Source organism: Streptomyces sp. NBC_00234 (genome assembly GCF_036195325.1).
In the GTDB taxonomy this organism is placed as follows: Bacteria; Actinomycetota; Actinomycetes; order Streptomycetales; family Streptomycetaceae; genus Streptomyces.
Window position 1 is genome coordinate 3,617,885 of sequence record NZ_CP108101.1, and the last position, 13,184, is coordinate 3,631,068.

Consider the following 13,184-nt stretch of genomic DNA (forward strand, 5'->3'; position numbering starts at 1 on the left):
GGCCCCGAAGCGACCGCACCTCCGGCGCGCGCCCCTCGCCCGCGCCTCCCCCGCTTCCCCCGCTCCCCCCGAACACGGGTGCACCGCCTCCCGCGCCGCTCCGGCCGCGGCCCGGCGAGCACCCGAAGCGGGCCTCCGCCGGGCCACGCCCGGGTTCGTACGGCCATACGGGACGCCCGCCCGCGCCACCCCACCCACCGCTCCGGCCAGTCGGATTGCCATCCTCCGACCACAACCCGTCGCGCCCGAAGGCAGTTCTCGAAGTAATTCGATCAATAACCGGTCACGATGTGCTACTTGATCAGTCACTTAGAGGTTACGGAAGCGACGTAATCGGTGATTTGAGCAACTGGGTGTAGCGCCGCCTGTACGAAGCGTTATTCTCCTCAGACGCATGACGGAGCCCCTCACCCGCTACGACGAGTGACGGTTTTCGAACTGCACGTGATGGAAGCTCTGCCTCTGGGAGTCCCGTGTACCCACATGTCGGGGTTGACGCCTCGGGCCTGGCTACGCTGCGCGCAACGGTCGTCGACCGCTTGCGCGGCTTCGTCCCCACCGCGTACGCCGTCCCCGCTTTTGCCGCCCCTGCACCCGTCGGCCCCTGCTATGCCCTGGCCGAACGGGGTGCGGCGGTCGGAAGACGCAGCAACCGCGGCGCCACGACCACGTCAACCGTTCGTCGGCCGACGGCCGACAGCGACAGCGCTCGCATGATGGATCTTGTCGAGCGCGCACAGGCCGGTGAGGCAGACGCCTTCGGCCGCTTGTACGACCAGTACAGCGACACCGTGTACCGGTACATCTACTACCGCGTGGGCGGGAAGGCGACAGCGGAGGACCTCACCAGCGAGACCTTCCTGCGCGCGCTCCGCCGCATCTCCACCTTCACCTGGCAGGGCCGCGACTTCGGCGCCTGGCTGGTCACAATCGCTCGAAACCTGGTCGCCGACCACTTCAAATCCAGTCGTTTCCGACTGGAAGTGACCACCGGCGAAATGCTCGACGCCAACGAGGTCGAGCGAAGCCCCGAGGACTCCGTACTGGAGTCCCTCTCCAATGCCGCGCTGCTTCAGGCCGTGCGCCGACTCAATCCACAACAGCAGGAGTGCGTCACCCTCCGTTTCCTGCAAGGTCTCTCGGTCGCCGAGACGGCCCGGGTGATGGGCAAGAACGAGGGCGCGATCAAGACGCTGCAGTACCGCGCCGTCCGTACACTCGCCCGGCTTCTGCCGGACGATGCCCGCTGAATCGACCCACGGTGATCGGTTCATGACGCACTGGTCCGATCATCTTTCGTGCGTAACCCAAGTGCCGCGCCGCTCGTTGTGCCGGATGCAGGCCCCCTGTCGTCACACCATGACCGCTTCCACTCACTCAATCGTGTGGAAACGTTCAAGGTACGCAACCTTCCGGACGCTCAGGGGAGTCGACCGTCATGACGAGAGGAGGTGCCGCCAGTGATCGCAAACGTTTCGGCGCACCGGCGGGCGAACGCCTTCGCCCAGGCCATGGAGGAGCAGTCGCTCCAGGGTGCGGCGGCCGTACAGCCCGAGGAGCCGGCCGAACAGGCCGACCGCGGAACGCTGTTGGCCCTGGCGAACGGCCTCGGTGAGCTACCGAAGCCGACAATGGATCCCGAGGTCAAAATGGTGCAACGAGCGCAGCTCGTCGCCGCCATGGAGGCCATGTTCGCCGAGGGCGGTGCGTCCACGGGCCCTACGGTGCCCGAACAACGGGGCAAGGGAGCCCATCGGGCCTCCCCGCTCCGGAAACTGCGCCCCCGCTCACGCTGGGCGAAAGGACTCACCGCCGGCGGACTCACCGTAGGTGTGGCCGCAGGAGCCTTCGGAGGAGTGGCCGCTGCCAGTTCGGACGCCCTGCCGGGTGATTCCCTGTACGGGCTGAAGCGCGGCATGGAAGACATCAACCTCGGTATGGCCAACGGCGATGCCGACCGCGGCGAGGCCTACCTCGACCAGGCATCCACCCGGCTCAGTGAGGCGCGACGCCTCATGGAGCGGGGCCGCTCGGGCGAAATGGACCACGAATCACTCGGCGAGGTCAGGCGCACGCTCAACCGCATGACCCACGACGCCACGGAGGGCCACCGCCTTCTGCACGCGGCGTACCAAAGGGACGGCGCCATCGGACCGATCCAGACACTGGACTCCTTCTCCCGCTCGCACCGCGAGAGCTGGAGCAGCCTCCGCGACCGGCTGCCCGTACAACTGACCGACATCAGCGACAAGGTCAGCTCGGTCTTCGAAGCCATGGACGAAGAAGTCGCCCCGCTCCAGTCGCTGTTCCCCAGCGCCCCGGACCGGAGCGAGGAACCCCGCCGGACCGACCACCCGGAGGGCGCCACCGGCCCATCCGGTGCGGACGAGCAGGCACCGTCCTCGCCCACCGCATCGGAGGACCGCACGGATCAGAGCACCAAGCCCAAGCCGTCCGGCTCCGGCAGCAGCTCGTCCGACGGTCTGCTCGGCGGCGGCACGGACGGCCTGCTCGACAATCTCCCGACGGACGAAGTCAGCCCGTCGGCCCCGGACGGCAAGGTCACCATGCCCCCCTCCCCGGACGTCACCCTCCCGCCGCTGCTCCCCGGACTGCTCCCAGGTCTGGGGATCGACGGCGAGGACCTGAAGCCCTGAGCGCCGCCGGGCCGGTCCCTCCCAGGGCCCGGCCCGGCAAGGTCCGGCCGGTCCGGCGAGCCGTCAGAAGAACACCGACCGCCGCTGCACCAGCAGTTTGTACAGCGTGTGCTGAATCTGCTCCCGCACCTGATCCGTCAGGTTGAACATCAGCATCGGGTCCTCCGCCGCCTCCGGCGGATAGCCGTCCGTGGGAATCGGCTCCCCGAACTGGATCGTCCACTTCGTCGGCAACGGCACCGCCCCCAGCGGCCCCAGCCACGGGAACGTCGGCGTGATCGGGAAGTACGGAATCCCCAGCACCCTCGCCAGGGTCTTGGAGTTCCCGATCATCGGATAGATCTCCTCCGCGCCCACGATCGAGCACGGCACGATCGGCACCCCGGCCCGGAGCGCCGTCGACACGAAGCCACCCCGCCCGAAGCGCTGCAGCTTGTAGCGCTCGCCGAACGGCTTCCCGATGCCCTTGAACCCCTCGGGCATCACCCCGACGACCTCACCGCTCTCCAGCAGCCGCTCCGCGTCCTCGGTGCACGCCAGCGTGTGCCCCGCCTTGCGGGCCAGCTCGTTGACGACGGGCAGCATGAAGACCAGGTCCGCGGCGAGCAGCCGCAGATGCCTGTTGGCCGGATGGTTGTCGTGCACGGCGACCTGGAGCATCAGCCCGTCGAGCGGCAGCGTCCCCGAGTGGTTGGCCACGATGAGCGCCCCGCCGTCGGACGGGATGTTCTCCACGCCCTTCACCTCGACGCGGAAGTACTTGTCCGCGAGCGGCCGGAGCATCGACATGAGGACCTGATCGGTCAGCTCCTTGTCGTACCCGAACTCGTCGACCTCGTAGTCCCCGGTGACCCGCCGACGCAGAAACGCCAGCCCACCGGCGATCCGCCGGTCCCAGCCGCCCCGTCCGGAGCCCTCCAGGGCCTCCTGCGGCGGTTCCGCTTCCTGCCCGGCCCTCTCGGCGTCCACCGGCACCTCCCCGCCCGGAAGGGCGCTCAGAGGCGCCGCACCGGCCGCTGTGGGGCCCGCGCCCCTGTTACTGCCCGATCCCGTCCTGCGCCGCGCCGGACGCAGCGCGCCACCCGACCGCGTGCGGTCGTCGTCGAACGGAATGACCTTGGCATCCGCCATCGTCGATGCGCTCCTCTACCTCGCGCCGTGCATGGAATGTGCCCCGCCCGCGAGGCGTGACTCGGCGAGCCGGTCGACGGCCCTGCCGACCGTCTCCGGCGGCAGCAGCCCCGGACCCCGGCTGCGTGCGAACTCCGCGAAGGTCTCCGCGGTGCTGAACCGCGCCCGGAATCCCAGCGTCTCGCGCATCTGGACGGTGGAGACCACGCGCCCGTGCGTGAGCAGCCGGATCTGTTCCGGTGAGAAGTCCGTCATGCCGATCGTGCGCAGCGCCGATCCCACCCAGGTGACGGCCGGCAGCAGCAGGGGCACCGTCGGCCGCCCGAGCCGCCGCGAGCACTGCGACAGGAGCAGCACCCCGTCGCCCGCGATGTTGAACGTGCCGCTGTTCAGCGTCCCGCGCCGTGGTTCGTGCGCCGCGATCCGCAGGACGTCGATGACGTCGTCCTCGTGCACGAACTGGAGCCTCGGGTCGTACCCGAAGACCGTCGGCAGGACGGGCAGCGACAGATAGTCGGCCAGCGGCGAGTCGGGCTCGGGGCCCAGGATGTTCGCGAAGCGCAGGACGCAGACCGCGACGTCCGGTCTGCGGCGCGCGAAGCCCCGTACGTACCCCTCGACCTCGACGGCGTCCTTGGCGAAGCCGCCGCTCGGCAGGGACTTGGCCGGCGTGGTCTCGGTGAAGACCGCCGGGTCCCGGGGCGCGGAGCCGTACACGCTCGTACTGGACTTGATCACGAGCCGCTGGACGGTCGGCGACTTCTGGCAGGCACCGAGCAGCTGCATGGTGCCGATGACGTTGTTCTCCTTGATGGCCGTCCGGCCGCCCGCGCCGAGTGCCTTCCCGGAGACGTCCAGATGGACGACCGTGTCGACGGAGTGCTCGGCGAGAACCCGCGCGATCGCCGGCTGCCGGATGTCCGCCATGACGAACTCGGCGTCGCCCAGCTGGTGCCCGGGCGGGACCGCGTCGACGGCGATCACCCGGTCGACCTCGGGATCGCGCTGGATGCGCCGTACGAAACGGCCTCCCAGCTGCCGGGCCACTCCTGTGACGAGCACGACCTTCCCCAAGATCAGCGCCTTCCGTCGGTACGTGAAGCGGGTGCCCTGCGGATCGGGGCACTCCCCTGACCGTCACCGTAGCGGGTGGATGTTGCCCTGTGATGACCCCGGGGCGGCCCCGCCGAAGCCTTGGCCCGAATAGCGCCGCAGCCCCCCCGCCGGAATGGCGGGAGGGCTGCGGTTTTCACGAACTGCGTTCGCTTACTTCTTGTTGCGACGCTGAACGCGCGTGCGCTTGAGCAGCTTGCGGTGCTTCTTCTTGGCCATCCGCTTGCGCCGCTTCTTGATAACAGAGCCCACGACTACCCTCGCTCACTTCTTCTTCACTGGTGCGGGGCGTCTGGGCCCACACGACCTACGTCGGCCTAGCCTACCCGCCACTGAGTGAGGGACGTAATCCGAGGGCAACGTCAGGCCGACTCCACCCCCACGAATGACTCGCGGAGATACTCGTGAACCGCTTGCTCCGGGACCCGGAAGGACCTTCCCACCCGGATCGCCGGCAGATGACCGCTGTGCACCAAGCGGTACACGGTCATCTTCGACACCCGCATGACCGAGGCGACTTCCGCCACGGTCAGAAATTTGACCTCGTTGAGAGGTACCTCGCTGCCAGCAGCCATGACCCACCTGTACCTTCCGCACGCGACGCGCACCGGCTTCCCCTCCGGTGACTCTTCGTCGATGTGCGCTCACTCCCCAGATTAGGGGCGGGTGATGCGAGTGGGGAAGAGGAGAGACCATCGGCCGCCTACTGTGACAGACACGCCCGATTGAGTACATAGCGCGTCAGGGGGCGGTAGTAGTCGGACTGCACGGCGTCATCAAGCGGAACGGCGACCGACACCCGCCCCTCGGCCTCCCCCACGAACAGCGCGGGGTCGTCCGTATCAGCCAGCCCGATGGCCTCAATGCCCAGCTGACCTGCACCGCAGACCCACCCATGGTCACCGACCACCAGCTCGGGCAGCAGCCCGTTCCGGTCCACCGCGTCTTCGAGCACGGCCCGAACCGGCAGCGGTGAATGGGTATGTGCGCCGGTGACACCACCGGGAGCCCGCACGCCGGGTTCGCGCATCAGCGCGACGCGTCGTACGTAGTCGATGCAGTACGTACGTACGCCGAACCGGGTCGTTATGTCGACACATCGCCCCTGCGCGGGGGTGAGAACGGAACATCCGGCCGCCGACAAAGCGTCTGCCAGCCCGGCGTAGAACCCGAGCAGCCGATGCGGGTGACCGGTCCCGAACAGCACCGGAGCCCGCCGATCCGCAGCGCCCGCCAGGCGGTCCGCGAACGCGTCCAGGCCGGCGAGCGTGAGCTCCGGGTCGATCACGTCGGGCCCCGAGACGCACGCGGGATCGGGAGAGACCCCGCACTTGTCGGCCATGAGCCGCAGCAGGTCACGCTCACCCCAGGCCCACTGCGCGTCGAGCCCGAGGGTCACCCGGGGATCCCTCGCCGCGAAGAGCCGATAGCTCCGCAGGCTGTTCTCGCGCGTGGTGGCCACGGGCCCGGCCAGCCTGGCCGCCAGCAGATGAGCGCGCAGCGCTCCGATGCTCAACACCCTCCCGATGCTCCCGCACCGACCCTGCCCCGGCTCCAAAAGCCCGGATACGCCGCACAGTTGGCGTAACCATTGCGCGCCACACCGCACTTCCGGCCGGAAACCGTCACACCGTCAGGCGAGCAGACCCCGCAGCGGAAACGCCGCCCGCCGGGTCGCCAGCACGGCCTGGTCCAGCCGGTCCGCCGGATCGTAACCGGCCTCCCACGGCTGCCAGTGCGGCGTACGCCCGTCCGTCATCCGGGCCGGCGCCAACTGACGCGTCCGCGCGTAGACCTCGTCCCGCCAGGACTCCGGAACCATCGACTCCGGATCCACCGGCGCATGCGCGGCGATACCCACCAGATGGGTCCAGGACCGCGGCACCACGTCGACCACCGCGTACCCGCCACCGCCCAGCGCCACCCACCGCCCGTCGGCGTACGTGTGCGCGTGGTCGTGACACGCCTCCATGACGGCCCGCTGGGCGTCCAGCGACACCGCCAGGTGGGCCAGCGGATCCTCGAAGTGCGTATCGGCCCCGTGCTGGGTCACCAGCACCTGCGGCCGGAAGTCCGCCAGCAGCTCGGGCACCACCGCGTGGAAGGCCCGCAGCCACCCCGCGTCCCCCGTGCCGGCGGGCAGCGCCACATTCACCGCACTACCCTCACCCGCCCCGGCACCGGTCTCCTCCGGCCACCCGGTCTGCGGGAACAGCGTGCGCGGATGTTCGTGCAGGGACACGGTCAGCACTCTCGGATCGTCCCAGAACGCGGCCTGCACACCGTCCCCGTGGTGGACGTCCACATCGACGTAGGCGACCCGCTCCGCGCCGAGCTCCAGCAGCCGCGCGATGGCGAGCGCCGGGTCGTTGTAGATACAGAACCCCGCGGCGCCCCCCGGCATCGCGTGGTGCAGACCGCCCGTGAAGTTCACCGCATGACCGGTCTCGCCGCGCCACACCGCCTCGGCCGCACCCACCGAGAGTCCGGCGATGAGAGCGGACACCTCGTGCATCCCGGCGAAGGCCGGATCGTCGACGGTCCCCAGGCCGTACGACTGATCGGCGGCCTTCGGATCGAGAGAGGCGGCCCGCACGGCCGCCACGTAGTCCTCGCGGTGCACCAGTCTGAGCGTGGATTCGCCGGCCGCCTTGGCGCCCCGCACCTCCACCGCGCCGTCGAGTCCGAACGCCCGTACCAGCCCCATCGTCAGGGCAAGCCTGACCGGGTCCATGGGATGGCTGTCCCCGAAGTCGTATCCCGTTACTGCGTCATCCCACATCAACTGTGCGCGGCCGCTCATGCCCGCCACCGTATCGGGCAGGCTCCGCACCGAACGAACGGGCGTACACGAGCGTCGCCAGCACCAGCACCATCGGCACCAGCATCGCCCCCCGATAGCTCCACGCGTCCCCCAGAGCCCCCACGAGGGGCGACCCCACGAGGAACCCGACGTAGTTGAAGACGTTCAGCCGCGCGACGGCCACATCACTGGCTCCCGGGAACATCCGCCCCGCCGCCGCGAACGTCTGCGGCACGATGACACAGAGCCCGAGACCCAGCATCGTGAAGCCCAGCAAGCCCATCCAGGCTCCGGGCGCCAGGGCCACCACGGCGAAGCCGGCCGCCGCCACCACACTCCCGCACCGCACCACGGTCACCGCCCCGAGCCGCCGCACACCCAGGTCCCCGACGGCCCGCCCCAGCAGTGTCGTCACCATGTAGACGTTGTACGGCAGCGTCGACATCTGCTCCGAACTTCCCAGCACGTCCTGCAGATACTTGGCACTCCAGTTGGAGACGGTCGAGTCCCCGATGTACGCGAAGCTCATCACCAGACACAGCGGCATCAGCAGCTTGAACGAGACAGTCGCACCCTTCCCCTCGCCGCCGGCGACCGGAAGGGCCTCGCCCCCGCTCTTCCCGTCGGTGTACCAGCGACTCCCCGCCAAAGCGGCGGGCAGCAGCACGACGACGGGCAGATAGGAAACGAGCAGGGACAGATCCCAGTGCGCCCCGGCCCACGCCATCGACGCCCCGGCGATACCACCGAGGCTGTACGCCGCATGGAACCCGAGCATGATGCTGCGCCCGTACGCCCGTTGGAGGCTGACGCCCATCATGTTCATGGAGGCGTCCAGCGCCCCCACGGCCAGTCCGAAGGCACCGAGGGCGACCGCTACCTGCCACAGCTCACCACCGGCGCCGACCCCGAGCAGGGCAAGCAGCACGACGGGCTGCGACCACCGCAGCACGACCGCGGGCCGCATGCGCGCGACCACCTTCTCGGTGGCCACGCTGCCGACCCCCGCGAGGATCGGCACAGCGGCCAGGAAGACGGGCAGCAGGCCGTCGGATATCCCGTACTGGTCCTGAATGGCAGGGATTCGCGTCACGAGCAGCGCGAAGGCAACCCCCTGCACGAAAAAGCTCAGCACCAGGGAGGCCCTACCGTGCCGCAACCACGCGTTTGTCATGGCCGCGAGCGTAGGGCCACCGTCTACCGGTGGGTAGATGGATCAGGCGAGCAATTCCGGCAGCTGCGAGACGTCGGAGAAGTGCCCCGTCACGCCGACGAGCCGGTCCGCCGGCATCATCGACGTAAACCCGTACACATCCATCCCGGCGGCTCGGGCGGCCTCGACGCCGAGCGGGCTGTCCTCGATGACGACACACCTCTCGGGTGCGACGCCCATCCGTTCGGCGGCGTGGAGGAACAGGTCGGGTGACGGCTTGCCCCGGCCCACGTCCTCCGAGCTGAAGATCCACTCCTCCTCGAACCACTGGTCGAGGCCGGTCTTCCGGTGCCCGACCCTGATCCGGTCGTGGGTCGCGGACGACGCGACGCAGTACGCCACCCCGTCGGCGACCAGCTTCCCCAGCAGTTCGTGGACCCCGTCGACCGCCGCGAGCTCACGCTCGAAGGCGGCGGAGACACGTGCGTGGAGCGTCTCGTCGAAGTCCGCGGGGAGCTTCTCTCCTGTCCGCTCCTCGACGAGATCGTGCACCCGGTGCACGGCGGACCCCATGTAGTCGTGGAGGGACTCCTCGTACGAGGTGGGGTGTCCGAGCTCGGTGAGGTAGCCGGCGAGGATGGTGTTGGCGATCGGCTCACTGTCGACGAGCACACCGTCGTTGTCGAAGATGACCAGTTCGTAGCGCATGGTTCGAGCCTAGACGCTCAGAACGCAGAAAAGCCCCGTGCCACAAGGGCACGGGGCTTTCCCGGAATAATTGTTCGGCGGCGTCCTACTCTCCCACAGGGTCCCCCCTGCAGTACCATCGGCGCTGAAAGGCTTAGCTTCCGGGTTCGGAATGTAACCGGGCGTTTCCCTAACGCAATGACCACCGAAACACTATGAAATTTGAACGCTGGCAAAAACACAGCTGTTCGTTATTTCAGAACTAACACAGTGGACGCGAGCAACTGAGGACAAGCCCTCGGCCTATTAGTACCAGTCAGCTCCACCCGTTACCGGGCTTCCACATCTGGCCTATCAACCCAGTCGTCTACTGGGAGCCTTAACCCCTCAAAGGGGGTGGGAATACTCATCTCGAAGCAGGCTTCCCGCTTAGATGCTTTCAGCGGTTATCCTTTCCGAACGTAGCCAACCAGCCATGCCCTTGGCAGGACAACTGGCACACCAGAGGTTCGTCCGTCCCGGTCCTCTCGTACTAGGGACAGCCCTTCTCAATATTCCTACGCGCACAGCGGATAGGGACCGAACTGTCTCACGACGTTCTAAACCCAGCTCGCGTACCGCTTTAATGGGCGAACAGCCCAACCCTTGGGACCGACTCCAGCCCCAGGATGCGACGAGCCGACATCGAGGTGCCAAACCATCCCGTCGATATGGACTCTTGGGGAAGATCAGCCTGTTATCCCCGGGGTACCTTTTATCCGTTGAGCGACAGCGCTTCCACAAGCCACTGCCGGATCACTAGTCCCGACTTTCGTCCCTGCTCGACCCGTCGGTCTCACAGTCAAGCTCCCTTGTGCACTTACACTCAACACCTGATTGCCAACCAGGCTGAGGGAACCTTTGGGCGCCTCCGTTACTCTTTAGGAGGCAACCGCCCCAGTTAAACTACCCATCAGACACTGTCCCTGATCCGGATCACGGACCCAGGTTAGACATCCAGCACGACCAGAGTGGTATTTCAACGACGACTCCACAACCACTGGCGTGGCCGCTTCAAAGTCTCCCACCTATCCTACACAAGCCGAACCGAACACCAATATCAAACTATAGTAAAGGTCCCGGGGTCTTTCCGTCCTGCTGCGCGAAACGAGCATCTTTACTCGTAGTGCAATTTCACCGGGCCTATGGTTGAGACAGTCGAGAAGTCGTTACGCCATTCGTGCAGGTCGGAACTTACCCGACAAGGAATTTCGCTACCTTAGGATGGTTATAGTTACCACCGCCGTTTACTGGCGCTTAAGTTCTCAGCTTCGCACACCCGAAAGTGCACTAACCGGTCCCCTTAACGTTCCAGCACCGGGCAGGCGTCAGTCCGTATACATCGCCTTACGGCTTCGCACGGACCTGTGTTTTTAGTAAACAGTCGCTTCTCGCTGGTCTCTGCGGCCACCCCCAGCTCACCGAGTAAATCGGATCACCAGTGATGGCCCCCCTTCTCCCGAAGTTACGGGGGCATTTTGCCGAGTTCCTTAACCATAGTTCACCCGAACGCCTCGGTATTCTCTACCTGACCACCTGAGTCGGTTTAGGGTACGGGCCGCCATGAAACTCGCTAGAGGCTTTTCTCGACAGCATAGGATCATCCACTTCACCACAATCGGCTCGGCATCAGGTCTCAGCCTTAATGTGTGACGGATTTGCCTATCACACGGCCTACACCCTTACCCCGGGAACTACCACCGCCCGGGTTGGACTACCTTCCTGCGTCACCCCATCGCTTACCTACTACAAGTCTGGTTCATCGGCTCCACCACTACCCTCAACTCCGAAGAGATCGGGCCGGCTTCACGGACTTAGCATCGCCTGATTCAGTACTGGGCGTTTCAAAGCGGGTACCGGAATATCAACCGGTTGTCCATCGACTACGCCTGTCGGCCTCGCCTTAGGTCCCGACTTACCCTGGGCAGATCAGCTTGACCCAGGAACCCTTAGTCAATCGGCGCACACGTTTCTCACGTGTGTATCGCTACTCATGCCTGCATTCTCACTCGTGAACCGTCCACAACTCGCTTCCGCGGCTGCTTCACCCGGCACACGACGCTCCCCTACCCATCCATACTCCCGTTGGGGATATGTGTATGAATGACACGACTTCGGCGGTACGCTTGAGCCCCGCTACATTGTCGGCGCGGAATCACTTGACCAGTGAGCTATTACGCACTCTTTCAAGGGTGGCTGCTTCTAAGCCAACCTCCTGGTTGTCTCTGCGACTCCACATCCTTTCCCACTTAGCGTACGCTTAGGGGCCTTAGTCGATGCTCTGGGCTGTTTCCCTCTCGACCATGGAGCTTATCCCCCACAGTCTCACTGCCGTGCTCTCACTTACCGGCATTCGGAGTTTGGCTAAGGTCAGTAACCCGGTAGGGCCCATCGCCTATCCAGTGCTCTACCTCCGGCAAGAAACACACGACGCTGCACCTAAATGCATTTCGGGGAGAACCAGCTATCACGGAGTTTGATTGGCCTTTCACCCCTAACCACAGGTCATCCCCCAGGTTTTCAACCCTGGTGGGTTCGGTCCTCCACGAAGTCTTACCTCCGCTTCAACCTGCCCATGGCTAGATCACTCCGCTTCGGGTCTAGAGCGTGCAACTCAATCGCCCTATTCGGACTCGCTTTCGCTACGGCTTCCCCACACGGGTTAACCTCGCTACACACCGCTAACTCGCAGGCTCATTCTTCAAAAGGCACGCAGTCACGACTGCTGTTCCGAAGAACAACAGCGACGCTCCCACGGCTTGTAGGCACACGGTTTCAGGTACTATTTCACTCCGCTCCCGCGGTACTTTTCACCATTCCCTCACGGTACTATCCGCTATCGGTCACCAGGGAATATTTAGGCTTAGCGGGTGGTCCCGCCAGATTCACACGGGATTTCTCGGGCCCCGTGCTACTTGGGTGTCTCTTAAACGAGCCGTTGATGTTTCAGCTACGGGGGTCTTACCCTCTACGCCGGACCTTTCGCATGTCCTTCGCCTACACCAACGGTTTCTGACTCGTCTCACAGTCGGCAGACTATGAAAAAGAGATCCCACAACCCCGCATGCGCAACCCCTGCCGGGTATCACACGCATACGGTTTGGCCTCATCCAGTTTCGCTCGCCACTACTCCCGGAATCACGGTTGTTTTCTCTTCCTGCGGGTACTGAGATGTTTCACTTCCCCGCGTTCCCTCCACACTGCCTATGTGTTCAGCAGTGGGTGACAGCCCATGACGACTGCCGGGTTTCCCCATTCGGAAACCCCCGGATCAAAGCTTGGTTGACAGCTCCCCGGGGACTATCGTGGCCTCCCACGTCCTTCATCGGTTCCTGGTGCCAAGGCATCCACCGTGCGCCCTTAAAAACTTGGCCACAGATGCTCGCGTCCACTGTGCAGTTCTCAAACAACGACCAGCCACCCATCACCCCGTCCCTACGGACGAGTTCACTGGGGCCGGCAACCGAAGATCCAGGCTAAAAGCCCGTACCTTCAGATACCCAACAGCGTGCCCGACCCGACCGATCCATTTCTTCTTTCCACGCCGAAGCAGTACTCGAAGAAACAACCTGTCGTGCCGAATAGTCAACGTTCCACCCAT

At 65.6% G+C, this 13,184-nt stretch carries 10 protein-coding genes and 2 rRNA genes; 2 read left to right on the forward strand and 10 right to left on the reverse strand.

Going from position 1 to position 13,184, the window contains the following annotated elements:
* The first annotated feature begins 473 nt into the window (after positions 1-473).
* A complete protein-coding gene (locus OG230_RS15620) occupies positions 474-1,250 on the forward strand; it encodes an ECF subfamily RNA polymerase sigma factor, BldN family (RefSeq protein WP_328910825.1) in 777 nt (258 codons plus the stop codon).
* 210 nt (positions 1,251-1,460) lie between these two features.
* A complete protein-coding gene (locus OG230_RS15625; protein WP_328910826.1) occupies positions 1,461-2,657 on the forward strand; it encodes a DUF5667 domain-containing protein in 1,197 nt (398 codons plus the stop codon).
* 63 nt (positions 2,658-2,720) lie between these two features.
* Here OG230_RS15625 and OG230_RS15630 read toward each other — a convergent pair whose 3' ends face one another.
* The 10 genes from OG230_RS15630 to OG230_RS15675 all read right to left on the reverse strand — a co-directional run bounded on the left by OG230_RS15630 (position 2,721) and on the right by OG230_RS15675 (position 12,957).
* Positions 2,721-3,788, reverse strand: a complete 1,068-nt coding sequence (locus OG230_RS15630) for a lysophospholipid acyltransferase family protein (RefSeq protein WP_328910827.1) — start codon at positions 3,786-3,788, stop codon at positions 2,721-2,723.
* Between the two features lie 15 nt (positions 3,789-3,803).
* Positions 3,804-4,862 carry an NAD-dependent epimerase/dehydratase family protein gene (locus tag OG230_RS15635; protein WP_328910828.1) on the reverse strand — a complete coding sequence of 353 codons (1,059 nt, stop codon included), beginning with the start codon at positions 4,860-4,862 and terminating at the stop codon, positions 3,804-3,806.
* Between the two features lie 192 nt (positions 4,863-5,054).
* Complete coding sequence (locus tag OG230_RS15640) at positions 5,055-5,153, reverse strand: 30S ribosomal protein bS22 (protein WP_003948845.1); 99 nt, start codon at positions 5,151-5,153, stop codon at positions 5,055-5,057.
* 110 nt (positions 5,154-5,263) lie between these two features.
* Positions 5,264-5,476, reverse strand: coding sequence for a helix-turn-helix domain-containing protein (locus OG230_RS15645; protein WP_328910829.1), 213 nt, complete (start codon positions 5,474-5,476; stop codon positions 5,264-5,266).
* Positions 5,477-5,604: 128 nt separating this feature from the next.
* Positions 5,605-6,420: a phosphatase gene (locus OG230_RS15650; RefSeq protein WP_328910830.1), complete on the reverse strand. Its 816-nt coding sequence runs from the start codon at positions 6,418-6,420 to the stop codon at positions 5,605-5,607.
* Between the two features lie 114 nt (positions 6,421-6,534).
* On the reverse strand, positions 6,535-7,704 hold the full coding sequence (locus tag OG230_RS15655; RefSeq protein WP_328910831.1) for an acetoin utilization protein AcuC: 1,170 nt from the start codon (positions 7,702-7,704) through the stop codon (positions 6,535-6,537).
* Entirely contained in the window at positions 7,673-8,878 is a 1,206-nt protein-coding gene (locus OG230_RS15660; RefSeq protein ID WP_328910832.1) for an MFS transporter, read from the reverse strand. The genes OG230_RS15655 and OG230_RS15660 overlap by 32 nt, the downstream gene beginning before the upstream one ends.
* 42 nt (positions 8,879-8,920) lie before the next feature.
* Positions 8,921-9,565, reverse strand: coding sequence for an HAD family hydrolase (locus OG230_RS15665; protein ID WP_328910833.1), 645 nt, complete (start codon positions 9,563-9,565; stop codon positions 8,921-8,923).
* A 72-nt stretch (positions 9,566-9,637) separates the two neighbouring features.
* Positions 9,638-9,754: ribosomal RNA gene (rrf, locus tag OG230_RS15670) — 5S ribosomal RNA — on the reverse strand.
* Between the two features lie 76 nt (positions 9,755-9,830).
* Positions 9,831-12,957: ribosomal RNA gene (locus tag OG230_RS15675) — 23S ribosomal RNA — on the reverse strand.
* Positions 12,958-13,184: the final 227 nt, after the last annotated feature.